The 21,587-nt window shown below is 54.4% G+C and carries 23 protein-coding genes and 3 tRNA genes; 16 read left to right on the top strand and 10 right to left on the bottom strand.

Annotated features, from left to right (window positions below; genetic code table 11):
- The first annotated feature begins 91 nt into the window (after nt 1-91).
- From F7C11_RS00450 to F7C11_RS00430, 5 genes are all read left to right on the top strand, one after another.
- The gene (locus F7C11_RS00450; protein WP_297089926.1) at nt 92-1,177 is read left to right on the top strand and encodes an NDP-sugar synthase; all 1,086 of its coding nucleotides are present in this window, start codon (nt 92-94) and stop codon (nt 1,175-1,177) included.
- A 10-nt stretch (nt 1,178-1,187) separates the two neighbouring features.
- A complete protein-coding gene (locus F7C11_RS00445; RefSeq protein ID WP_297089924.1) occupies nt 1,188-1,895 on the top strand; it encodes a phospho-sugar mutase in 708 nt (235 codons plus the stop codon).
- 102 nt (nt 1,896-1,997) lie between these two features.
- Entirely contained in the window at nt 1,998-2,621 is a 624-nt protein-coding gene (tmk, locus tag F7C11_RS00440) for a dTMP kinase (RefSeq protein WP_297089866.1), read from the top strand.
- Between the two features lie 239 nt (nt 2,622-2,860).
- On the top strand, nt 2,861-3,751 hold the full coding sequence (locus F7C11_RS00435) for an ABC transporter ATP-binding protein (RefSeq protein ID WP_297089864.1): 891 nt from the start codon (nt 2,861-2,863) through the stop codon (nt 3,749-3,751).
- The gene (locus tag F7C11_RS00430) at nt 3,748-4,965 is read left to right on the top strand and encodes an ABC transporter permease (protein ID WP_297089861.1); all 1,218 of its coding nucleotides are present in this window, start codon (nt 3,748-3,750) and stop codon (nt 4,963-4,965) included. Before F7C11_RS00435 ends, F7C11_RS00430 begins: the two co-directional genes overlap by 4 nt.
- A 15-nt stretch (nt 4,966-4,980) precedes the next feature.
- Here F7C11_RS00430 and F7C11_RS00425 read toward each other — a convergent pair whose 3' ends face one another.
- The 3 genes from F7C11_RS00425 to F7C11_RS00415 form a co-directional block, all read right to left on the bottom strand.
- Entirely contained in the window at nt 4,981-5,850 is an 870-nt protein-coding gene (locus F7C11_RS00425) for an alpha/beta hydrolase (protein WP_297089860.1), read from the bottom strand.
- 2 nt (nt 5,851-5,852) lie between these two features.
- On the bottom strand, nt 5,853-7,157 hold the full coding sequence (locus tag F7C11_RS00420) for an MFS transporter (protein WP_297089858.1): 1,305 nt from the start codon (nt 7,155-7,157) through the stop codon (nt 5,853-5,855).
- A 93-nt stretch (nt 7,158-7,250) separates the two neighbouring features.
- Nucleotides 7,251-8,576: an SLC45 family MFS transporter gene (locus F7C11_RS00415; protein ID WP_297089922.1), complete on the bottom strand. Its 1,326-nt coding sequence runs from the start codon at nt 8,574-8,576 to the stop codon at nt 7,251-7,253.
- 87 nt (nt 8,577-8,663) lie between these two features.
- On the opposite strand from F7C11_RS00415, the gene F7C11_RS00410 reads away from it, so the two are divergent.
- From F7C11_RS00410 to F7C11_RS00395, 4 genes are read left to right on the top strand one after another with little or no spacing between them, the layout of a single operon-like run.
- Nucleotides 8,664-9,401 carry a glycerophosphodiester phosphodiesterase family protein gene (locus tag F7C11_RS00410; protein WP_297089855.1) on the top strand — a complete coding sequence of 246 codons (738 nt, stop codon included), beginning with the start codon at nt 8,664-8,666 and terminating at the stop codon, nt 9,399-9,401.
- Complete coding sequence (locus F7C11_RS00405; RefSeq protein WP_297089919.1) at nt 9,385-10,131, top strand: glycerophosphodiester phosphodiesterase family protein; 747 nt, start codon at nt 9,385-9,387, stop codon at nt 10,129-10,131. The genes F7C11_RS00410 and F7C11_RS00405 overlap by 17 nt, the downstream gene beginning before the upstream one ends.
- A 42-nt stretch (nt 10,132-10,173) precedes the next feature.
- Nucleotides 10,174-10,845, top strand: coding sequence for a hypothetical protein (locus tag F7C11_RS00400; protein WP_297089853.1), 672 nt, complete (start codon nt 10,174-10,176; stop codon nt 10,843-10,845).
- Entirely contained in the window at nt 10,824-11,510 is a 687-nt protein-coding gene (locus F7C11_RS00395; RefSeq protein WP_297089851.1) for a hypothetical protein, read from the top strand. The genes F7C11_RS00400 and F7C11_RS00395 overlap by 22 nt, the downstream gene beginning before the upstream one ends.
- Nucleotides 11,511-11,537: 27 nt before the next feature.
- Here F7C11_RS00395 and F7C11_RS00390 read toward each other — a convergent pair whose 3' ends face one another.
- The 5 genes from F7C11_RS00390 to F7C11_RS00370 form a co-directional block, all read right to left on the bottom strand.
- The gene (locus F7C11_RS00390; RefSeq protein ID WP_297089849.1) at nt 11,538-12,341 is read right to left on the bottom strand and encodes a hypothetical protein; all 804 of its coding nucleotides are present in this window, start codon (nt 12,339-12,341) and stop codon (nt 11,538-11,540) included.
- Nucleotides 12,342-12,447: 106 nt separating this feature from the next.
- Nucleotides 12,448-12,648 carry a hypothetical protein gene (locus F7C11_RS00385; RefSeq protein ID WP_297089847.1) on the bottom strand — a complete coding sequence of 67 codons (201 nt, stop codon included), beginning with the start codon at nt 12,646-12,648 and terminating at the stop codon, nt 12,448-12,450.
- Nucleotides 12,645-13,352: a PrsW family intramembrane metalloprotease gene (locus tag F7C11_RS00380; RefSeq protein ID WP_297089844.1), complete on the bottom strand. Its 708-nt coding sequence runs from the start codon at nt 13,350-13,352 to the stop codon at nt 12,645-12,647. The genes F7C11_RS00385 and F7C11_RS00380 overlap by 4 nt, the downstream gene beginning before the upstream one ends.
- A 45-nt stretch (nt 13,353-13,397) precedes the next feature.
- Entirely contained in the window at nt 13,398-14,150 is a 753-nt protein-coding gene (locus tag F7C11_RS00375) for a hypothetical protein (protein ID WP_297089843.1), read from the bottom strand.
- Between the two features lie 46 nt (nt 14,151-14,196).
- Nucleotides 14,197-14,877, bottom strand: coding sequence for a metallophosphoesterase (locus tag F7C11_RS00370; protein WP_297089841.1), 681 nt, complete (start codon nt 14,875-14,877; stop codon nt 14,197-14,199).
- Between the two features lie 91 nt (nt 14,878-14,968).
- Here F7C11_RS00370 and F7C11_RS00365 point away from each other — a divergent pair, with 91 nt between their 5' ends.
- On the top strand, nt 14,969-15,253 hold the full coding sequence (locus tag F7C11_RS00365; protein ID WP_297089839.1) for a hypothetical protein: 285 nt from the start codon (nt 14,969-14,971) through the stop codon (nt 15,251-15,253).
- Here the strand turns inward: F7C11_RS00365 and F7C11_RS00360 are convergent.
- Nucleotides 15,245-15,922 carry an HAD family hydrolase gene (locus tag F7C11_RS00360; protein ID WP_297089836.1) on the bottom strand — a complete coding sequence of 226 codons (678 nt, stop codon included), beginning with the start codon at nt 15,920-15,922 and terminating at the stop codon, nt 15,245-15,247. The genes F7C11_RS00365 and F7C11_RS00360 overlap by 9 nt on opposite strands.
- Nucleotides 15,923-16,139: 217 nt before the next feature.
- Here F7C11_RS00360 and F7C11_RS00355 point away from each other — a divergent pair, with 217 nt between their 5' ends.
- The 4 genes from F7C11_RS00355 (at nt 16,140) to F7C11_RS00340 (ending at nt 20,841) form a co-directional block, all read left to right on the top strand.
- Complete coding sequence (locus F7C11_RS00355) at nt 16,140-17,429, top strand: phospholipase (protein WP_297089834.1); 1,290 nt, start codon at nt 16,140-16,142, stop codon at nt 17,427-17,429.
- A gap of 115 nt (nt 17,430-17,544) precedes the next feature.
- Complete coding sequence (gene gcvPA / locus F7C11_RS00350; RefSeq protein ID WP_297089832.1) at nt 17,545-18,885, top strand: aminomethyl-transferring glycine dehydrogenase subunit GcvPA; 1,341 nt, start codon at nt 17,545-17,547, stop codon at nt 18,883-18,885.
- Nucleotides 18,886-20,394: an aminomethyl-transferring glycine dehydrogenase subunit GcvPB gene (gene gcvPB, locus F7C11_RS00345; protein ID WP_297089830.1), complete on the top strand. Its 1,509-nt coding sequence runs from the start codon at nt 18,886-18,888 to the stop codon at nt 20,392-20,394.
- A 132-nt stretch (nt 20,395-20,526) separates the two neighbouring features.
- Nucleotides 20,527-20,841 (top strand): hypothetical protein, encoded by a 315-nt coding sequence (locus F7C11_RS00340; RefSeq protein WP_297089828.1) that lies wholly within the window; start codon nt 20,527-20,529, stop codon nt 20,839-20,841.
- A 123-nt stretch (nt 20,842-20,964) separates the two neighbouring features.
- On the opposite strand, the gene F7C11_RS00335 is transcribed toward F7C11_RS00340, so the two are convergent.
- Nucleotides 20,965-21,041, bottom strand: a tRNA-Thr gene (locus F7C11_RS00335).
- Between the two features lie 101 nt (nt 21,042-21,142).
- Between F7C11_RS00335 and F7C11_RS00330 the strand changes: the two genes are divergently transcribed.
- Nucleotides 21,143-21,218, top strand: a tRNA-Asn gene (locus F7C11_RS00330).
- A gap of 5 nt (nt 21,219-21,223) precedes the next feature.
- Nucleotides 21,224-21,301 (top strand) — tRNA-Ile (locus F7C11_RS00325).
- The last annotated feature ends 286 nt before the right edge of the window (nt 21,302-21,587 follow it).

The raw sequence follows: 21,587 nt of genomic DNA, 5'->3' as shown, positions 1-21,587 counted from the left end.
GTAATGCTCAGAGTTAGTGATTGATGTCCATATCCCTACGTCCGGCGCAAAGTATATTAACTAGCGGTGATATACTCCAGTGGTGCGCGTAATGAAGGCAGTGATTTTGGCCGGAGGCAAGGGCACAAGGCTGCTGCCACTGACCGTCTACAGGCCAAAGCCCATGATCCCCTTCTTCAACAGGCCGCTGATGGAATATGCCGTCCAAAGTCTTGTAAAAGCCGGCGTTGACGAGATATACGTCCTCGTCGGATACCTAAAGGAGCGCATAATGGACTACTTCGGAGACGGAAGCCGGTGGGGAGTCCGTATACACTACTCCAACAAGGACAACGTGAAGCTTGGAACCGCCGGCGCCACGAAAAAGGTCGTTAAGGAGCTCGACGAAACATTCTTCGTTGTCTCAAGTGATGTGCTCACCAACCTTGACCTTAGGGCCCTGTACGAGTACCACCGTAAAAAGAAGGCCCTCGCGACCATAGCACTCTCCAGGGTGGACGACCCCAGCCAGTACGGCATCGCGGTTATCAACGAAGACGGAAGGATACTACGCTTCAAAGAGAAGCCAAAGCCAGAAGAGGCCTTCAGCAACCTCGTTAACGCGGGAATCTACGTTTTTGAGCCGGAGGCGTTTGACCTGGTTCCCAAGGGAAAGAACTTCGACTTCTCCAAGGATCTCTTTCCAAGGATGCTTGAAAACGACCTGGCACTCTACGGGTTTCCGTTCAGCGAGTACTGGAACGACGTCGGCAGGCCGTCGAGCTATCTCCAGGCCACTGAGGACGTCTTTCTTGGCAGACTGCTCCTGCCCGGCCTCAGAACCGAGAGCCTCAAGGGCAACCTTGAGTACGGCGGCGCCCTCATAACCGGCAGGCGCTGCATACTGAGGAGACCAGAGGTCAGGGGATTCGCAGTGCTTGGAGACGACGTTGAAATCGGCAGAAACGTTAAAATAGAGCGTTCGGTGATATTTTCAGGGGCGGTCATAGAGGAGGGTGCCGAGATTAAGGAGGCCATAATAGGAGAGAACGTCCACGTGGGCAAGGGTGTTGTTATACAGCCCGGCAGCGTTATAGGCGACAACACGCTCATCGAGGACTTCAGCAAGATAGGCTCCAACGTCAAGATTTGGGTGGAGTCGAGGATTGGTAAGGAAAGTATAATACTCCCGGACTGAGGTGGTGGAAGTGGAAGTGTACTACTCCCAGAGGTTCAACCCTGAGGAGCTCGCCCTTCTCGGAAGGGCCATAGGAACGATATCCCACGGTACGATAATAGTTGGAAGGGACGGCAGGGCAATATCCAGGTACGGGAAGCGCGCGATGGTGGTTGGAATCGTCAGCACAGGCTCGACCATAATGGACGTCCGCCTTATTCCCCTGATAGCGCTGAAGGACTTTGCCCACAGGAAGGGTCTTCCCCTGGCGTACGTCTACTATTACGGCGGTGTCCGCGTCTATGTCAGCGGTATAGACAGCGACGAGATAGGGGCCATAATGGAAAGCAAGAGCTTCATCGAGGCCCAGCCGAACGACATCGGGGCGACCGTGTACTACCCAAACGCCCTGGACGACTTCCTCCACGAGGTCTTCAAGCACTACAACTTCAGGGTGGAGGGCAAAGCGCTGGTTGACGCCATGAACACTCCCGCCGTGCTGTTCTTCCCGCGCATGAGCGACCACTTCGGCTTTGAGGTCGAGCTGATAAACGACATGATGACGAGTTACCTCCCGCCAAAGCCCAAGGAGGTCTTCATTCACAAGCTCCAGAAGGGTGAATACGACTTCGGACTGCGCTTTAGACCCGAGGGCATCGTGGAGTTCTACAGAGATGGTGAGGAACTTGAATTCGGCAGCATGTGGAAGCTCCTCGACCACATGAAGAAGAACCTTTAAATTTTTGCCCTCCCTTTTAAATCTCCTAAAAATCTTTAAGAGAAAAGCGTTAAAAGGGAGGGGTTCATTATAATCTTCGCGTTCATTTTGGGGGTGACATCTGTGGGAGCATTTATAGTCATGGAGGGCATCGATGGCGCAGGTAAATCAACCCAGGCAAAACTTCTGGCAAAGTGGTTTGAGGAAAAAGGCTACGACGTTGTTCTGACAAAGGAACCAACGGATACCGCCTTTGGAAAACTTATAAGAAAGCTGGTTCTCACCGGGGGGAGAGAGGGTATAATCGATGGCGCCAGGATAAGCCACGAGGCCGAGGCGCTTCTCTTCGCCGCCGACAGGGCGGAGCACGTAAGCAAGCTGATAAAACCCGCCGTCGAGGCGGGAAAGGTGGTGATATCAGACCGCTACTTCTACTCATCTCTCGCCTACCAGTGGGCAAGGGGACTCGACCTTGAGTGGTTAATCGACCTGAACCGCTTCGCGATACGGCCAGACCTTGTGATTCTCCTAGATCTGCCCGTTAAGGAGAGCATGAAGCGCATCAACGGACGGAGCATAAAGACCGAGTTCGACAAGATAGCGGAGCTTCAGAAGAGGGTACGCGAGAACTACCTCAAGTTGGCCGAGCGCTTCCCTGAGATTAGGATAGTGAACGCCCTGGCCAGTGTGGAGGACATCCACAACGATATAGTAGCGCTGGTCGAGCACGAACTCTTCAAGAAGTGATGGGGTCGGCCAGTGCCAGTCTCTTCATCCGGTAGCGATCCGACCGGTAAACGCTCTTCATCCCCCATCCCTTCTTGACGGATTCTTTTTAAAACCTTGGCATCAACTCACTCAGGCCGATGACGAGCGTTAGCCACGCTGAGCGGTGAGGAGAAGAGGGTTAGCCGAGGCCGTTCTGAATCCCAGAGTTCCTTCAAGTTTTATATCCAATGACGTCCAAGTGGATAACAGGTGAGCCGATGAAAGCGCTTGTGATTAAGAAACTGAAAAAGAGCTACGGTGACTCTCTGGCGCTTAAGGGGATAGACCTTGAGGTTGAAGAGGGCGAGGTCTTCGCGCTCCTCGGGCCAAACGGGGCTGGAAAGACGACTCTCATAAGGATTCTGGCCGAGGGGCTGGGCTACGACTCCGGAGAGATACTGGTCTTCGGTGAGCCCCTCACAAAGGGAACCGCGAGACTGATCGGCTACGCGCCCCAGGAGAGCGTGGCCTACGACCTCCTGACTGTTGAGGAGAACCTGCACTTCTACGCCGACCTCTACGACGCACCGAGGGAGAGGGTGAGAAAGCTCATTTCGGAGTTCTCCCTACCCGCGAAGAAGAAAGCCAAGGAGCTGAGCGGTGGCTTTAAGAGGCGCCTCAATCTGGCGATAGCGCTACTCTACGAACCGAGACTCCTCATCCTCGACGAACCCTCCGCCGGCCTGGATGTGCCGTCGAGGAGGGAGCTCTGGAGCCTCATAAGAAGGCTCCGGGAGGAGGGGCGGACGATACTCCTCGCGACCCACTACATGGAGGAGGCCGAGGCACTGGCTGACAGGGTGGCGATAATAAACGAGGGGAGGATAATAGCGGTCGGAACTCCCGACGGGCTGAAGTCCCTTGCAGAGGAGGAGAGCGTGATACACGTCGAGGGCATCCTGAAGGGCACAGAGCTCGTCAGGGAGGAGTTTCCGAGAACGATAGAGCGCGAGGGGGTTCTCAGGATCGGGGTGGAGGAGGCAAAGACCGCCCTCCCCAGGGTCGTTGAACTGCTCGTTGAAGCGGGGAGCGAGATACGGACGATAAGGGTTGAAGAGCCGACCCTTGAGGACGTTTTCCTGAAGCTCACCGGGAGGGGACTGGAATGAAAGCCAGAGCCATCAGGGCCATAATCGGCAAGGATTTGAGGGAAACCAGAAGGGAGAAGATGGCCCTCTTCTGGATATTCGTATTCCCGCTCATGTGGATCACCCTGCTCGGAGGAATCTGGGGCGGCCACAGCCCGCCTATAACAGTTGACGTCGGCGTCGTATACTTCAACGAGAGCGCCGCTTTTACCGCGCGGGATATCGTTAACGTCATGGAAAACGTGACAATGGAGAACGCCCAAGTTTTTAACATCGAGAGATACCCCAACGAGAGCTCGGGTGTAGATGCCGTTAGAACAGGAAGGATAGATGCCCTTCTTGTGTTCCCGCGGGGCTTCGGGGAGAACGTTTCCAGCGGCCTTCAGGCGAGGGTCTACGTCTACTTTGACAGGAGCGACCCCCAGAACTACCAGATAGTGAGCGGCGTCATCAAGGGCTTCTTCTCAGAGTTCGAGAAGGAGATGAGCGAGAGGAAGCTCAACATCACCCTGAGCTACATGGAAAAGTACATCCCGGCAAACCTCACCATCGATGATTTCAGGAGGTACCTCATCGGTCTTGCGAACCCACTTGAGCTTGAAGAGAGGGAAGTCAGGGGAGAATCCCCCTCCGCCATTCAGTTCTACGTCACGAGTTTCATCGGGATTCAGTTCCTCTTCGCCACGATGCTCATGATAGGCTCCGGAACGCTTGAAGAGATAGAGCACGGGACTCTGAGGCGCATAGCGGCCTCGCCGGCAACTGCGTGGGACTTCCTGGCCGGAAAGATGCTCTCGACATTCATCGTCATAACCGTGAGCATACTCATCGGAATAGGTTACGCAAAGCTGGTCTTCGGGGAGACGGTCTTTCCGAGCGCTCTCGGCTGGCTCATAATATTCCTCGCGGCGGTCTTCTCAATGAGCCTCGGGCTGGCGATAGCCATGGGCACGAGGAGCATAAAGGCCACGAACGCGATAGTCAACCTCATATCGATGCCCCTGCTTTTCCTGGCCGGCATCGTCATCCCTGCGAGCATACTGCCCGAGTGGGCGAAGCCCATAGCGAACTACTTCCCGCTCGGAACCGCGCTGAAGAGCCTCCGCCTGCTGGAGCTCTACCACAGACCGGCAAGCGAAATCCTGCCCAGCATTGTGTGGGTGGCTGGGAGCGCCTTTGGGATGCTCCTGATAGCGGTGGTTCTCTACAACTGGGCGATAAAGAGACTGGGATAAAAACAGGGAAAGAGACTACGCCAGAAACTTCCTGAGAAACTCCCCAACTTTCTTTTTCCACTCCTCCGGGTGGAGTTTGAGCGTTCTGACATGGGGGGCATCGGTCACCCACAGCTCAACGTGGGGGTTCAGCCTCCTGTTTCTCTCGTGGAACTCCCTTACCTCCTCGACCTTCACCAGGGGATCGCTTTCACCGGCTATGAGGAGGAGGGGCTTTCTGACTCTGTCAGCGTATTCTATGGGGTGTACCTCCTCGCCACCGCTGAAGAGCTTTGTGAACGGACGGACAAAGATGTGGAGCCATTCGGGAAGCTTTGCAAAGTATTTGAGTCCCCTGGCGCCGGTCCTGTCAAGGTACATGGGCGGACTGTCAGCCACCCCACAGCAGACCTCTTCAATCTCAGAGAGGGCGCGTATCGTAACGATTCCACCCATCGAGAACCCTACCAGTGCAATCCTCCGAGCCCGCTCGGGGTGGTTATCCTTCAACCACTTAACGGCCGCCTTAACATCGAGCAGTTCCTTGTCTCCCACCGTCGTGTACTTCCCCCCACTCTTCCCGTGGGCCCTGAAGTCAAAGGCCAGAACGTTGTAGCCCTCCCCGAGCAGGAACTCAACGGTATCCCTCATGTAAACCTCGTCCCACCTGCTCCTGGTGTATCCATGGAGCGGGAGAACGGTCTTATCGCTCCCGTTGTCTATCCACCAGCCGCTGAGCCTCAAGCCATCTTCGGTCGTGAACTCAACGTCCTCGTAGCCAAAGCCAAAGTCTCTGGGCGTCCAGTTCCCCACAAAGCGTGGCGGTTTGGCCATCTTGTATGCAACAAAAGCCGAAAATGCGATGAAAGCCAGAAGGATAAAAATTAAAACACCAAGCCAGACCATGTTCAACCCTCCTTTACCACATCGAGGTTTCTCATGTACCATATCATCGGCATCGCCAGGAGGACTAGCAGGGCCCCGATCGGGAAGAGCACCCTGTAGTTCTCACCGGCGAGGTCAACTATTGCACCGCCGATGACCCCCGCGAGCAGAACCGGGAGGGAGCGCGTGGCCTCAAAAAAGCCGTAATACCTCCCGGTAAATGCTTCCCTCTCGAATTTCGTGAGCAGGTCGCCGATTACAGGGTACGAAGCCGCCATGAGCACTCCCCAGCCCAATCCTGCGACTCCAAGGGCAATCACTATCTCCGTCTGGCTCTTTATGAACCATCCCCAGAGCTGGGGGAGGGCAAATATAATTCCCCCGAGGATTATGCTCAGGCGCCTTCCGAGTTTGTCGTAGATTATACCCCCCGGGAGGGCCCCGAGGAGAACCGTTATGTTGAAGAGCGCCATGAGGTAGAGGCCGAGGGAGGTAACGGCTTTGATGTTTTCCTCGGTCGCCGAGCCGTAGAGGATATAGGCGAGGATTCCATAGAGGAATATGGCTATGAACTCGAAGCTCATCCACCAGAGCGTCTGTGCCGCGTAGAACTTGAGGAAATCGCGGTTCTCAACGATGCTCTTGAGGTACTTCCAGAGGCTCTCATCCTCCTCGATTTCGGGAGCTTCGGGCTCCCTGACGATAAAGTACACGAAGAGGGCCGCACCTATGAGGAAGACCGCGGTTACAAGGAAGGGAATCTTTAGATAGGGTGTCTGGGCCAGTGCCTTTATTCCCTCGTTTTCTCCGGTTTCTGCGACCGCCTTCGCTATCAGGAATCCCGCCAGACCGAACAGGAAGAGATTGCCGGCCCATTCAAGGAGTGTGATAACGCCGCTTGCCTTCCCCCTCTGACCGCTTTCGATTGTATCCGGCATCAGGGCGCGGTACTGGGCGGTGTAGAGGTGCATCGAGAGATAGAAGAAACCCAACGTCAGGGCGAAGCCCCAGAGGGGCACCCCCATGGCGTAGCCCGTGTATATCATCAGCGCCGCGATTCCGGCCAGAAGGCCTCCCGCCATTATAAAGGGTCTCCTCCTGCCGTGCTTTGATTTGAGTGTATCGCTGTAGTAACCGAGGAGGACAGGTATGAAGAGGCCGATAAAGCCCTCAACGGCCAGGATGGTCCCCTTAACAAAGGCCGAACCGGTGTAACTGGAGAGCAGTGGGAACGATAGTCCCTTGTTGAGTGCCCACCCCGTGCTCCTGCTGAAGCCCAACAGGGCAAGACCGAGAACAACGCCCCAGCTGAAGCCCTTTCTCTTCACGGTTTCACCCCCTTATTTTGACAGGTTTATGTCAAAAGGAAGTTTTTACTTTTTCGGTTCAACGGGCTAAAAAGGACAAAAAATGAAAGAATTTTAGTCCATATCCGGAACGTAGTCCAGTATGTCACCCTTACGCCGGACGATGTCTCCACGCCTGACGAACTGCATCGCTACTGCCGACAGGATGAAGAAGGCTATCGAGAACGGTATCAGCGTCCTGTATCCGATGAGGTCAAGGAAGGCCCCTGCCAGCGGGGGTGCAACCAAGTTCGCCGCCTGGCTGAAGAAGTAGTAGAGTCCTGTGTAGCCGCCAAGCTTCTCCTCCGTGGTCATATCAACTACCATCGGCAGTGAGTTCACGTTGACCATGGCCCAACCCATGCCGCCCACGAAGAACAGTCCCATGAAGGTCATCACGACAGGATCCGTCAAGGCGCTGGATTCTGGCTTCTGGCCCTCACCAACAAGGTAGGCCGCTATGAGTATTGCGACTATCACTATCAATCCGAGCGTTATCGTCCGCCTCCTGCCCAGTCTGGCACCGATGAAACCGGCGGGAATTGCAAAGATCATGAAACTGAGGGAAAAGAGGCCGAGCATGAACGCGCCGGTGCTCTCCTCAATGCCGAGGTAGTACTTGGCATAGCTTGTGAAGAAGGTTTCCAGGGAGTTGAAGGCTATGAACCAGAGGAATATGGCCAAAAGTATCGCGAGTAGGCTCCTCTCGTGGCTGGCGAAGACGTCCTTAAGATTCTCCTTGAGCTCGCCGAAGCTCTTGTGGGATGTTTCCGCCAGGAGTTTTCGTATATTGAGCTTCTTTCCGGGAACGCGGTATTCCTCCGGCTCGGGGACGAAGAGAACAACGAGGAGGTTGGCGAGGAGCATTATCGCCGCACCGAAGTAGAACGGGTAGGCATAGTTCATATCATAGAGGATCTTTCCGCCGAAGTAGGCGAGCAAAGCTCCGAGGCCACCCATAAAGTTTATTATCCCGTTGGCCTGGCTTCTCTTTTCACTCGGGGTTATGTCAGGCATAAAGGCAACAACCGGAGAGCGGAACAGGGCCATGAAGAAGTTCATGAAGATTATCGTTCCCATGAAGAGGGCAAGGCTCTCATACATCCTTGAAACCGGTATGAGCGCAAACATTATCGCGGCAGAGGGCGCCCCAAGGAGTATGTAGGGCTTTCTACGCCCCAATCTTGTCCGCGTCATGTCGCTCAGCGCGCCCAGGAATGGAAGCAGGAGAACCGCGAACAGGTTGTCGATGGTCATTATGAAGCCGGTCACTGTTTTGCTGAGGTGGAAGGTGTCCTGCAGGAATATTGGCACGTAGGCGTTGTACAGTGCCCATATTATGCTTATCCCAAAGAAGCCAAAACCGAGGAGGAATATCCTGCTGTACTTGAACTCTACCATGTTCATCACCCTACTATTTTAGTCCCCAATGAACTAAACCGCTTAGCTTATAAGGATTTTCGGTCTTCAGGTGATTAGGGACCGGGGATGGGGCGACCAAGCATCTTAGGGCACAGAGGGTGCAGGGGAAGGCTCGAAAACACTCTCCCCGCATTCAGGAGGGCGCTCAAATACGCAGATGGGATAGAATTCGACGTCAGGATGACCGGAGATGGAAAGCTCGTGATCCACCACGGCTGTTCCTTTCAGGCAAACGGCTCGCGGTACAGGCTAAGGGCGCTGAGCTTGAGGGAGCTGAGGAGACTGCACCCACTGGGGAACCTGGTTCCAACAGTCAAGGAAGTTCTGCGCTCATTTCCCGGGGCTCTTCTTAACGCTGACATCAAGGAGATTGATGCCGTTGGGAGCACAATCAGACTCGTCGAAAGACATCGTGCCACTGAAAACACCGTGTTCTCTTCGGAGAGCCCGGAGATAGTTAGGGCCGTCCTCAGGGAGTGCCCGGGATGCAGGGTGGGGCTCTCAATAGTCGGATATTCCTCGGTTCTATGGATACCGCGTCTCAGGGAAGTAACCTCAGTCCACGTGCCGATAGACGCGGTCTCGTACATCGGCTACCGGCCGCTGCTGGTGCTTTTGCGGGCCCTCAGGAGGCGCAGGCTGAAGGTTTACCTGTGGAACTACCGGATGGACGAGAGGGTGTGGGTTCCAAGGCTACTGCCTCTGGCCGATGCCATTATCTCCGATGACCCCGCAAGGCTGAGGAAAAGTTTTTACGTCGGAAGTCTACCAGAGGGAGGCGATGCACATGTGGGAACGCAGTAGTGTTATCGTCCTCGGGCACAGGGGCTATATGAGTGCCTATCCGGAGAACAGCCTCCTGGCCTTCAGGAAGGCCATCGAAGCCGGCGCGGATGGGATTGAATTGGACGTGTGGCTGACCAAGGACGGAAAGGTCATCGTCATGCACGACGAGAGCATCGACAGGACGAGCAACATGAACGGAAGACAGAAGGACATGACGCTGGAAGACCTCAAGAAGGCGGATATTGGAATGGGGGAGAAAATTCCAACGCTTGAGGAAGTTTTTGAAGTCCTCCCCCGGGACGCTCTGGTCAACATCGAGCTCAAAGACCCCGACACGGCGAGGGAAGTTGCCAAAATCGTGGCCGGGAACAACCCGGAGAGAGTCATGATATCATCCTTCATCATAGAAGCACTCAGGGAGTATCGGAAGCACGACGGAGACACCGTGATGGGCCTCCTCATAGACCGCGAAGAGGTCGTCCCGCTGATTCCAAAGCTGAAGGCGGAGCTCGGCCTCTGGTCGATAAACGTGCCCATGGAGGCGATACCCATAATAGGCTTCGAGAAGACCGTGCAGGCGATTGGATGGGCACGCTCCCTCGGCCTCAGGGTGGTGCTCTGGACCGAAAACGACGTCCTGTTCTACAAAGACGACAATCTGGCCAAGCTCAAAGGGCTGTTCGAAGTTGTGATAGCGAACGATGTGGAAAGGATGATGGGGTATCTCAAAACCATTGGGCTCAGGTAAAGCCTTTTAAGCTTCTCCTCTTTTACTCCATATGGTGGGGATATGAGGTGGGGCCCGCTCCTCGTTCTCACGGCCATTGTCCTGATGCTGGCCTCTGCAATGGTATCGCCGGTGAGGTACGTCCCTCCTCCCCGGCTGACTCTGGATTCCAATCTCGGAGACTTCACGGAGGAGCTCGAAGAGCACAACGTAACGGAGCCATACCTCTGCGAGCCCGCCGAGAGGGTCATCGTCACGTGCCACGTCCACTCGGATTGGGAGCTGAACAGAACTATAACCGCACTCGACAGGTTCCCGCACTTCTCGATAGAGCTCACCGATGGCTACGGCGAAACCGATGTCGTGGTCTTCAACAGGAGCGAGTTTTACTCCGCACTTCCAAACACATGCCACCCTTGGGGAAACATTGAGCTAAAGCCTGTCAACCTGGACCGGAACCGGCTGAGAAAGGAGCTGGAAGCCTATCGCGAGCTGGAGAACCTGGTTGGTGACCCCACTGAGAGGGAGTTCATCCACAACCGCACCGTCGAATTGGAGGAGCTCCTTGAACCGGACCAGAAAGAACTGATGTGCAACGCAACCTTCGCCCGCATAATCCTAGTGTACCCGGTGAAGACGAAGAGCAATGTACCCCTGATGGCGGCCCTGTGGGCCGGTGTCGTCCTCACCGGAGTGATCGAGCTGGTGATGGTATGGAAAGAAAGAGAGAGCTGATACTCGCGATGGCTCCCTTCGTAATCTTCATAATCTTAGGCTCAATATTCATCGGCGCGTACTATAAGGAAACGTCTCTGGCCCGTGAACAGATCGCTGCGATGGATGAGCTTGAGAGGATGGGGGAAGAAAACGCCTCGTGGTACGGGCTCTGCAACACGGTGGACGTATACATCACGGTGAGAAACAGCGAGGATGCCGCAAGGCTGGAGGAGTTTCTCAGGGACGAAAAAATAAGGGTCGCCGTTTCACGAGACGGAGAGAGGCTTATATCCATGATCGGCAGGGTTCCACTCAAGAACGCTGAGGAAATCGTGGAAAAGAGCAGGGAGAACGGATGGATGGCGGCGTATCACAACAACTCCGACTTCTGTGCCAGGATGAGTTCCCGGTTCGAAACGGAGAACAGGATAATATCCGCACACTTAAACGAACTCTCCCCAGGAAGCAGGGAAATCCTCACCGAAGTCATGGAGAGCAACCGGGAGAGGATTGGGCTGATCGAAAGTGAGATGAGGCTGTGGGCGGAGCTGAACATCATAGCGCAGGCGGGGCCTTCTTACACCCCTGAAGGCTTCCATAATCTCTCCGGCTTCCTGGCAACGTGGGGCGTCCTGCTGGGGGTTCCGTTCCTTATGCGGTGGGTTTTCAAGGGCAGACAATAAAAAGGGAAGAACTAACAGCAGAGGCCATCACCAGAAAATCTCATCAAAGTCGCCGGCGTTCTTTATTTCCGCGGGAATCTGTATCAGCACCGGCTTGTTCACATCCGAGAGCTTGACCTCCTGGTGAACGGTCATGCGAGCCTCCACCGGTTTCTCGGAGATCCCCGTTATTCTCATCACGACGTCCATGTACGTCTCTATGAAGACGGGAGTCCCATCGTCCTGGAGGTGAACCTCGATCCACCCGGATTTCGTGTCCACGGTGACGTTGCCGGGGAGGTTGCCCCAGGCCTCGTTGAGGTAGCCGGTCTGGTTGGTGGCGTTAACGAACTCCCAGAAGGTAACGTTGACGCGGAAGGCGTAGCCATCGGCCAGCTTCTTGATGGTCACGTTCTTCCTCTTCAGGAGGTTCTCGATATAGTCGACGTTGAGTGCGCCCCTCGCCTGGGTATAGAGGTCATTATTGCTGGAGACGTTGTACCATTTTCCGTCAACTTTGAAGTACACGAAGGTGCCGTTGACTAAGTACGGCCAGTTAAAGGTGATGTTCATTCCCATCGTGTGCATGCTCATTGTCATGTTTCCCACTTCAAGGCCGCTGGTTCTGTTGAACATTCCAAGAACATGACCCGACATCGTCATATTGATTGTCCTGTTGGTTACCGGCTCCTTGAAGTGCATGGCAATTGAAAAGTTCTGGTCGTATCTGGCAGTCTCAATGTCGTTCAGAGCCTTCAGGACCTTATCCTTGGTAAGGCCAACGTTCTCCCCGATACATCCGCTTGCCAGTACTATAAGGCCAACCAGCAGAAGTGCCGTGACCCGCTTCATGGTACTACCTCCCGTGGTTTCACCAGAATATCCACGAGTAGGTTTAAATACTTTTTCTATTCAGATTTTGCACACTATTTAGAAAAGTTAGCAAAAAGTGGAAAGTTCAGAGTGCCTCAAACTTCTGGAGGAATATCCTGAGATCAGTCCTGAAGGGCTCTTCCGCGCGCTCTATCTCCTCGTTGAGAAGCTGAAGAAAATTCGCTTCATCTGTGGATTCCTCCCAGAGGCGTCTCACGAGATTCTCAAGCCTCTCGTAGTACTCCACGTAGGGCCTCGCCTCGAACAGGGCATCCTCCAGCTTCACATCTCATCCCTCCTTTTGAACCAGTAGTACCACAGTCTGCCAACGTCCTCTGCCTGACCCATTATCATGAAGTAGCGGAGTATCGCAAGGTTCACGAGTATCAGCAGTATCAGGATTATGTTGTACGCGGGCACCTCGCGGCTCAGGAAGGCGTAGTAGTCCCAGATGAAGTGGAGAAGCATCGCGAGGAGGAAGTATGGCTTAACGGAGGTTATCTTTCCTTCGGCCTTCATACCATAGCCGACACCTATGACTGCACTCCATGCACCGTGCGCGAATGGTGTCAGGAAAGCCCTCACAATGGTCACCGAGACACCGTATCCCAGGCCGTAGAGAAAGTTCTCTGTGGCGGCAAACCCCAGGCCTGCCGCGACACCGTAAACGAGGCCGTCCATTATACCGTCCATCTGTCCCGCTTTGAATGGCCACCTTATTGCCAGCGCCTTGGCAGGTTCCTCAACGATTCCTGCCACGAGGGCAACGTAAAACGCCGTCAGTGGAAGGACTGGCTGCACGATACCGCCCAGGGTAAGGATACTCTCCAGGAAATATGCAATTCCAACTGAGAGTGTCCCTCCAAGTATGAACGTCCCCACCACGTACTTCCTCGGTTCGGGCTCGTATCTATCGGCGTGGTAGAAGTACCAGAGTATCACCAGAGCGGGAGCATATGCAAAGAACACTATTGCACTCAGGAAGTCCATACATCACTTCACCAAAAGAAAATTGGAGGCTGGAAATTTAAAGGTTTAGCATTTGCCAAGAAGCTCACCTATGTCGAGCCCCTGGCCTTTCAGATAATCCACGAGGGGCCGAGGAGGTTCCACGGAAGCCGAATTGACGCTGGTTATCTCTATTCTAATCTCATCGACCCAGCGTTCGCCGTCTTTTTTGTAGTACGCCTTCTGGAGTATCTCAACAGGGACGAGATCCTTGGTCAGCTTTACAGTCACCGTGCCGCTGTAGTCCTTTTCATTTCCCGTTTCGCTCCAGATGGTGTGGTTAACGGTGATGATGTAGTAGTCCCCCTCGGTTGTAACCGTTGCGTTTTCGAGGGGGAAGTCCTTCCAGAGGTTATCGAGGAGGGTCGAGTTCACCTCGGGTCCACCACCGGTCTCGTAGCACGAGAACTGCCAGTTCACAAGTCCGCTCTTGTTGGTCAGCGTAACAAATCCGGCCCTAGTCGTGTAGTAATATACTGCATAGACAAGCTTTCCGGTTCTGTTGGCAACGGTGATTGATGATTTCATCTCGTTTTCCTTGTCTATGGAGACCTTGGAGTAGAGCGTTGCTGTAAGATTGGTTCCGTTGTACGTTTTGACGTCCATAATGTATTCATAGCTTTTTATTCCAGCAACGGCACTCTCAAGCTGCTCCTTTGTAAAAGGCAGGTTTTTGGTCGTGGTTGTTGTCGGGTTGCTTCCCCCCGAGGAGATACATCCAGACACAAGAACCGTGAGAACGAGCAGCACACCGATGATTCCCAAGTATTCCTTCCTCATTCCATCACCCGAGAATAGTTCAGCTCCCGGTATTAAAAGGTTGGCATCAAAGTGAACCCAAAACCCTGCTCAAATCACCCAGCCGACCGAAGTCCAGGAGTTCGTCCTCAAGAGGAACTAAGACCCTGGCATCGGACAGATCATACTCTCTGAGGAACGGTGAAACTATCTCCCTGAGGACGTCGTTTCCGTATGCCCAGGGGCTGAAGGCGGGAAGAACTATCAGCCTCTCGTCCATCAGAAAGGCGGGAACCTTGACCAGCGCTCCCACCTCATCGCGGAGCCGTATTGATGGGTGTTCATGCCCTATTATAAATCGCTCCCCATCGACGAGTCTATGACCGTGAACCAGCTTCCACTTCCCCACTTCGAGTTCATCCACGACCTCAACACCCAGCTCCCTGAGCCAGAGCGTCCCAACGTCGTGGTTCCCCCTCACCAGGACGAGTTCATTAACCAGGGGCAGTATCTCCTCAACGAACGCCTTCAGCTCTTCCCTCTCCCTCCATTCGGGCACAAAGGAGTGCTTCAGATCGCCGTCCACGACAAAAACCCTTGGCTTCTCCCGCTCTATGAGGGATTTTAGCTTCACAACTACCTCACGGAAGACCCTCGGCAGGTAGAAGCCCTCCCTTGCCATGCTGACCTCGTAGCCGAGATGTAGGTCGGCTACGACCAGGGTATCCCCGAGTTTCAGCGCCTTCCCAGGGAGCGGCACGGGTCTCATGTGCTGGAGTTCGACCTCCGGCTTTTAAACTTTGTTAGGGCAACCGAAAAGGTTTTAAATCTGTCCATTAAAGGAACAATGGTGAGTAGAAATGCCCTACATTGGTTTCGCAAGGAGTCCCTACGGACCCGCTAAGACGTATCAGCTCGTGCTCAACGAGCTTGAAAGGCAGGGTTTTTCCATCGAGTTCTCAAAACACCACTGGGCAGGGGACCTGCCCTTCGGTCTGATAGTGGCTGAAACTGAGAGGGGAGAAGTCGCCATAAGGTGGGCGCTGGGCAGAGAGTTCAAGGTAGAGATTGAAGAGGTGGATGGGGAGACATACGACGAGTTCATTGAGGACACGCTCGAGTACACCAACGCGGACTCAGGATGAGCGCTCCTGCTTTATCCTCTCTATCACGTCGAATATGCTCCAGAGATCCCGTATCACGTGCAGGTGCGGTATCAGGGCGAGCCTCTCTCGGTTCTTCTCAACGAACTTGGCGCTGAAGGGGAAGTAGTACCACACGTACTCCGTGTTTTCGTCTCCGTGACCTATGAAGCGCCAGGGTTTGTCGTCCACCCATACAAATATATCGTCCCCGTACTTTTCCCTGACCTTCCTGAAGGCCTCGTCTATCGTCATCTCACGTCCGAAAACGATAACGTCGTCAAAGAGGTCGTAGATTCCCATCTCCTTGAGCCTGCGCACCTTCATCCCGTCAATGAAGTCCTCGGCCGAGAACGATATAACCGTGTGCCCATCCTCTCTGAGCCGTTTGAGCAGTTCGGGGGCGTCATCGAGGGGCCTGGTTAGCTTCGCCCTCTCCTCGAACCAGGTTTCAAAAAACTTTGTCCTCAAGAAGAACGGGGGCTTTGAGGTCTTCCTGTGGCTTCCAAAGGTTGGCCTCTCAAAGTAGTTCTCGATCCTGGTGAGTACCTTGGCCCAGAGACCCTTCAAGGGAAGCCAGCGATAGCGTCTCTCCAGGGCCCTTTTGAAGGCTTCCTCTATGCACGAATAGGTGTCGGCCAGTGTCCCATCGAAGTCGAAGGCGATTATCATACGCAACCCCTCCGGTACGTTTTCTCCTCTGTCTTTAAATCTTGCCTTTTTGGGGCCCTCAGTTCGCGGACAGGAAATACCACATTTGGTAAATACTGCCGCTTTGGACGACACTTTCGACCTTGAATAGCGGATGATGTTGTAACTTCAGTAATTCAAAAGAGTTTTAAATTCTTCCAACCTCAAAAAAATCTGCAACCTGTTGGAGGGAGGTAAAATGAAGAAGGTTCTGTCCCTGATAATAGCGCTTTTGGCCGTTTCCGGACTGGTTTCGGCATGGCCGACCAACGGGCCAAACCTTGACGACCCGATGAACGTCCATCAGAGGCTGACCTACAAGGCGATTGAGGCAGTCTACAACGACAACCCCCAGCTCGGTGCGATCCTCATGCAGTACAAGGATCAGCTCCTCTATGGGGCGTACGATGAGGACTGGACTGGCGGGAGCATAGAGATAGGGGGTAAGACGTACACGATACAGAGCCAGTACCACTTCCTTGACCCCATGGATCATGCCGAGCTGTTCACCGTTGCCCTTCTCGGCGACCCTGACACCTCCGCCGCCGACATGGCCCAGAGGCTCTATGAAAAAGCCGTCCAGCTCTGGAAACAGGGCGACAGAGCCGGGGCGATGTACTACCTCGGCAGGGCGCTCCACATAATCGAAGACCAGGGCATGCTCATAGGCCACCAGACCCCTCACCTCTTCGAGGATCTTGAGCAGGAGAAGTACGTTGAGAACGCCCACGACTTCGTTGAGAATCAAGTCTCACCAACGGTCGCGGACGATATCCTCAACAACCGTGTCCCCCTCGACCTGACCCCGATAAAGTGGTGGCAGATACCCCAGGAAAAGGCCCGGTTCATACAGGGCTACGACATATACCTTACGGACAACGAGAACGGACACATGAGCCTCTCAAACGGCGTCGCCTGGGCCTACGCTGACCTCGCCGCCCACAACTCGTGGAGGTACATGCTCTATTCCACCGGAAAGGACATAAACCTGTGGAGCGAGTGGGGGCACCTCGGCAGCTACTTCTGGACGAGAACCCTCAGAAAGGGGGACTGGAGCGTCCTCAAGCTTGAGTTCAAGGGTGCCAGCTCAATAACCCTGGTCTTCAAGGACATAGATATGCAGAACGCCTACTTCAAGACCCTGGGCTACGTCGAGATTTACGACAAGAACTGGAACCTCATAGCGAGGTACGCCCAGGATCCGAACCCGCTCGTCGACACCAGCGTCACCGTCCCAGGGGACACCGTCTACATCTACACCCACGTTGACAGCACCGCATGGCTGGACAGTGACGTGGACGGCTGGGCCATCAGAAACATTGAGCTCCACGCGAACTTCGACGTCAACGCGCCGAGCGGCTTCAAGACCCTCGACGGGAGGGAGTACACCAAGGTCCAGTGGGCAGTCTACGAGACCATGCAGTACAACATCAGACTTCTCGCAGGCCTGATGGAGAAGTTCTTCGAGGATGTCGGCGTCTCAGGCTGATCCTTTTTCCTTCCAATCTTTTCTGAATTTATTCACCCACACCCTGCGGCACAAAGCATATAACAATGCCGACCCTATTTTCCACGACTGTCTTAAAGTTCAGAGGGTGATAAGCATGGGAAGGCACTACCTCCCTAACGCCGCGCATAAGGAGGAGCTCGCCCGGGAGATCGGATTCACTTCGGTCGAGGAGCTCTTTTCGGACGTCCCTAAGGGAATGGTCAAAGAGTTCAACCTCCCAGAGGGAAAGAGCGAGTACGAGGTCTTTCTTGAGCTCAGCGAAATTCTCTCCAAAAACAAAACCGTCCTCGAGATGCCCAGTTTCCTCGGTGCGGGTACTTACTTCCATTACGTTCCGGCACACGTCAAGTACCTAATAGAGAGGAGTGAATTCCTCACCTCCTACACGCCTTACCAGCCCGAGATAAGCCAGGGCATGCTCCAGGCTCTCTTTGAATACCAGAGCCTCATAGCAGAGCTTGTCGGTCTGCCAATTGTGAATGCCTCAATGTACGACTGGGGGACGGCTATGGCTGAAGCGGCTTTGATGAGTGCCAGGGTGACCCGAAAGAGCAAGTTCATAGTTCCCAGGGCACTCAGCCCGGAGAAAAAGAGGGTTCTCGAAACCTATACTGCTGGGCCCGGACTCCGGATTGAGTACATCGACTGGAACGAAGGGGGGCAGGTGAGTATCGAAAAGCTCAAAGAGGCAGTTGAAGGAGCCGCTGGCGTTTACATCGAGATCCCCAACTTCTTCGGCCTTCTGGAGGAAAACATCAGGGAGATCGGCGGGATAGCCCATGATGCTGGGGCACTGTTTGTCGTCGGTGTTGACCCAACTATCCTCGGCATAGTTGAGGCACCCGGCGAGCTTGGAGCCGACATTGTCGTCGGAGAGGCCGCATACTTTGGAAGCCCGATGAACTTCGGTGGCCCCAGGGCCGGAATATTCGCCGTCAGAAATGACAGGAAGCTGATAAGACAGATGCCAGGAAGGATAATAGGAATGACCAAAGACGCCGAGGGGAAGAGGGCCTTCGTCATGACACTCCAGACCAGGGAGCAGCACATAAGACGTGCCAAGGCGACTTCGAACATCTGTTCAAACGAGGCCCTGGTGGCGGTTGCCGCGGCGATACACCTCGCGACCCTTGGCCCGAAGGGCCTCCGGGAGCTCGGAGAGGTCATCCTCAAGAACACCTCCTACCTCAAGAAGCGCCTGGGAGAGGTCGCCGAGATTCCCTTTGAGGGGATTAACTTCAAGGACGTTCTCGTGCGGTTCGAAAAGCCCTACAGGGAGATACATGAGGCCCTTCTTGAGAGGAACATCCACGGTGGCTATTACTTAGGAGAGCACTTCCTGGAGCTGGGCAACGCAGCGCTTTTTGCAGCCACAGAGACGACGAGAAAAGAGTGGGTCGATGCGCTCATAGAGGCCCTAAAGGAGGTGGCCTGAATGTTCCGCCAGGCTAAGTGGAGCGAACCGCTCATCTTCGAACTTTCCCGTGAGGGAAGGGTCGGCTATACAATGCCGGAGCCTATTGAGGACGTCAGCGTCGAGATTCCTGAAAAGCTGAAGAGAAAGAGCCCCCTAAACCTTCCCCAGCTGAGCGAGCCCGAGGTGGTTAAACACTACACGCGCCTGAGCGAGATGAACTACGGCGTCGATAACGGCATCTACCCGCTCGGCTCGTGCACCATGAAGTACAACCCCAAGATCAACGAGGAGATGGCCGGCCATCCGGGAGTAGCTTACATCCACCCCTACCAGGACGAGAGAACCGTCCAGGGAGCGCTAAGGGTAATGTGGGAGCTTGAGAGATGGCTCAAAGAGATAACCGGGATGGACCGCTTCACCCTCCAGCCGGCGGCCGGAGCTAACGGGGAGTTCACAGGGGTCATGATAATCCGCGCCTACCACCTCGACAGGGGGGACACCCAGAGGACGGAGATGCTCGTGCCGGATTCTGCCCACGGAACGAACCCCGCGAGTGCGGCGATGGCGGGCTTCAAGGTCGTCGAGATACCCTCCAACAAGAACGGAACCGTTGACCTTGAGGCTCTGGAGAACGCCGTGAGCGAGAGGACGGCAGGACTGATGCTGACAAACCCCAACACCCTCGGCATCTTCGAGGACGAGATACTGGAGATAGCGAAGATAGTCCACAAAGCGGGAGGGCTTCTCTACTACGATGGAGCAAACCTCAACGCCGTCCTTGGAAAGGTGCGGCCGGGGGACATGGGCTTCGACGTCGTGCACCTCAACCTCCACAAGACATTCTCGACCCCGCACGGCGGAGGCGGTCCCGGAAGCGGGCCTGTTGGTGTTAAGGAATTCCTCAAGGACTACCTTCCTGTCCCTCTCGTCGGTTATGACGAAGAAAACGACCGCTACTACCTTGACTACAACGTGCCGAAGAGCATCGGCAAGGTCAAGGAGCTCTACGGCAACTTCGCGGTGATGGTTAGGGCATTAACGTACCTCAAAATAATGGGCAGGGAAGGCCTCAAGGAGGTCAGCGAGATAGCGGTGCTGAACGCAAACTACCTCACCCAGAAGCTGAAGGGGACTAGGGGCTACGAACTACCTCACAAGGAGCTCAGGAAGCACGAGGTTGTGTTCAGCGCCGAGCCGATGAAGAAGGAGACGGGAGTCAAGGCCCTTGACGTGGCGAAGAGGCTCCTCGACTTCGGCCTCCATGCGCCAACCATCTACTTCCCGCTGATAGTGCACGAGGCTCTCATGATAGAGCCTACCGAAACTGTTAGCAAGGAGGAGCTCGACGCCTACATCGATGCCCTGAAGAGGATAAGTGAGGAAGCCTACAGCAACCCAGAGGTCGTCAAGAGCGCTCCCCACAACACAGCGGTGAAGAGGGTGGACGATGTCCTGGCCGCCAAGAGGCCAATAATAACCTGGCGCATGTACAGGGAGTTGAAGGAGAAGGGAGAGGTTGATATCTAAGGAGCGCACCCATTATCTCCGTTTTTAACGGCCATTTTCTGCCATCTTTGTTTCCATTTACCCATGTATGCACCAAAAAGTTAATAAAGGCTTGCCCGAATCAATATGTAACAGAAAAATTACATATGGGTGATGAAGATGGACAAAATCCTCGGGAAGTATAGAACCGTTCATTATGAGGACGTCATTGATGAATATGAAGTGCCCGTGAGGGGGTTTCTCTTCAAAGACGGCCGACTTGAGGGAATATACGTAAAAGGAGGAATCCTTCCGGTTACGGAGGAGCTACCAAGGGACGTTCATGAGGACATCCTCAGGGGGAGAAGCGGAAAGAAGCTACTCGTCAGGGAAGTGAGATACGCCGGAGCGGAGATCCTTGAGGTCTACATCCAGGACGGCTACAGAACATGGCCGGTTCACGTGACCCAGTTCCCTGAGGAGAGCTGAACCTTTCCTGGCTCCCATCAATATAACAGGGATGTCACTGGTCAGAAAACAGCACTTTGAAGCAGAAACTGGATTCTACAGGATTCGGGTGTGAGAGCCCGAAAGACGAGAAGCTTGATGGGATGGAGCCCCGGGCGGGATTTGAACCCGCGACCGGCGGATTACAAGTCCGCCGCCCCGCCAGGCTAGGCTACCGGGGCACGGTTTTAAGAGCAACGGGGTCGAATATAAAGTTTTCTCTTGCACCAATGCATCACCGTAAGTTTTATAAATCCCCCCTGTATTCCCTAAATTGGGTCGTGCCGCCGTAGCTTAGTTGGTAGAGCGCCGGACTGTTAATCCGGCGGTCCCCGGTTCGAGTCCGGGCGGCGGCGCCAGCAGTGGGCCCGTAGCTCAGCCTGGTCAGAGCGCGCGGCTCATAACCGCGTGGTCGGGGGTTCAAAGCCCCCCGGGCCCACCACAAGAAACTCTTCTAGAGAATTCGATTAAAAGCTGGCAGTACACCCAATCGGCCAAGTTTGATATCATTTTTAGTTTACGGATGCAGTACCAGCCTGCAATGTCTTATGAATACCACAATGTCCAGATTTCCTGTAATCAGGGAATTAAGTCTGGCCGCCAGCTAAAACAAGCCAATATCTCCCCATGTTCTGGATTTGAAGCCCAGATTCTCCCCCATTTTTCTCAAAAAACTGACCAGATTTTGCCCATATTTTGAGCGAATATGACAACAAATTTCACCAAAT

The organism is Thermococcus sp., assembly GCF_015521605.1.
Lineage (GTDB): Archaea > Methanobacteriota_B > Thermococci > Thermococcales > Thermococcaceae > Thermococcus.
Note: the sequence above shows the minus strand (reverse complement) of the source record. Positions and strands in the feature narration are given on the sequence as shown.

Excerpts from the sequence above, each read along its gene's own strand:
- F7C11_RS00390 (WP_297089849.1), bottom strand. The coding sequence starts at position 12,341 with ATGAAGCGGGTCACGGCACTTCTGCTGGTTGGCCTTATAGTACTGGCA.
- F7C11_RS00370 (WP_297089841.1), bottom strand. The coding sequence starts at position 14,877 with ATGAGACCCGTGCCGCTCCCTGGGAAGGCGCTGAAACTCGGGGATACC.
- F7C11_RS00435 (WP_297089864.1), top strand. The coding sequence starts at position 2,861 with ATGAAAGCGCTTGTGATTAAGAAACTGAAAAAGAGCTACGGTGACTCT.
- F7C11_RS00405 (WP_297089919.1), top strand. The coding sequence starts at position 9,385 with ATGTGGGAACGCAGTAGTGTTATCGTCCTCGGGCACAGGGGCTATATG.
- F7C11_RS00375 (WP_297089843.1), bottom strand. The coding sequence starts at position 14,150 with ATGAGGAAGGAATACTTGGGAATCATCGGTGTGCTGCTCGTTCTCACG.
- F7C11_RS00400 (WP_297089853.1), top strand. The coding sequence starts at position 10,174 with ATGAGGTGGGGCCCGCTCCTCGTTCTCACGGCCATTGTCCTGATGCTG.
- F7C11_RS00355 (WP_297089834.1), top strand. The coding sequence starts at position 16,140 with ATGAAGAAGGTTCTGTCCCTGATAATAGCGCTTTTGGCCGTTTCCGGA.
- gcvPA (WP_297089832.1), top strand. The coding sequence starts at position 17,545 with ATGGGAAGGCACTACCTCCCTAACGCCGCGCATAAGGAGGAGCTCGCC.
- F7C11_RS00410 (WP_297089855.1), top strand. The coding sequence starts at position 8,664 with ATGGGGCGACCAAGCATCTTAGGGCACAGAGGGTGCAGGGGAAGGCTC.
- F7C11_RS00365 (WP_297089839.1), top strand. The coding sequence starts at position 14,969 with ATGCCCTACATTGGTTTCGCAAGGAGTCCCTACGGACCCGCTAAGACG.
- gcvPB (WP_297089830.1), top strand. The coding sequence starts at position 18,886 with ATGTTCCGCCAGGCTAAGTGGAGCGAACCGCTCATCTTCGAACTTTCC.
- F7C11_RS00395 (WP_297089851.1), top strand. The coding sequence starts at position 10,824 with ATGGAAAGAAAGAGAGAGCTGATACTCGCGATGGCTCCCTTCGTAATC.
- F7C11_RS00380 (WP_297089844.1), bottom strand. The coding sequence starts at position 13,352 with ATGGACTTCCTGAGTGCAATAGTGTTCTTTGCATATGCTCCCGCTCTG.
- F7C11_RS00415 (WP_297089922.1), bottom strand. The coding sequence starts at position 8,576 with ATGGTAGAGTTCAAGTACAGCAGGATATTCCTCCTCGGTTTTGGCTTC.
- F7C11_RS00360 (WP_297089836.1), bottom strand. The coding sequence starts at position 15,922 with ATGATAATCGCCTTCGACTTCGATGGGACACTGGCCGACACCTATTCG.
- F7C11_RS00425 (WP_297089860.1), bottom strand. The coding sequence starts at position 5,850 with ATGGTCTGGCTTGGTGTTTTAATTTTTATCCTTCTGGCTTTCATCGCA.
- F7C11_RS00430 (WP_297089861.1), top strand. The coding sequence starts at position 3,748 with ATGAAAGCCAGAGCCATCAGGGCCATAATCGGCAAGGATTTGAGGGAA.
- F7C11_RS00340 (WP_297089828.1), top strand. The coding sequence starts at position 20,527 with ATGAAGATGGACAAAATCCTCGGGAAGTATAGAACCGTTCATTATGAG.
- F7C11_RS00450 (WP_297089926.1), top strand. The coding sequence starts at position 92 with ATGAAGGCAGTGATTTTGGCCGGAGGCAAGGGCACAAGGCTGCTGCCA.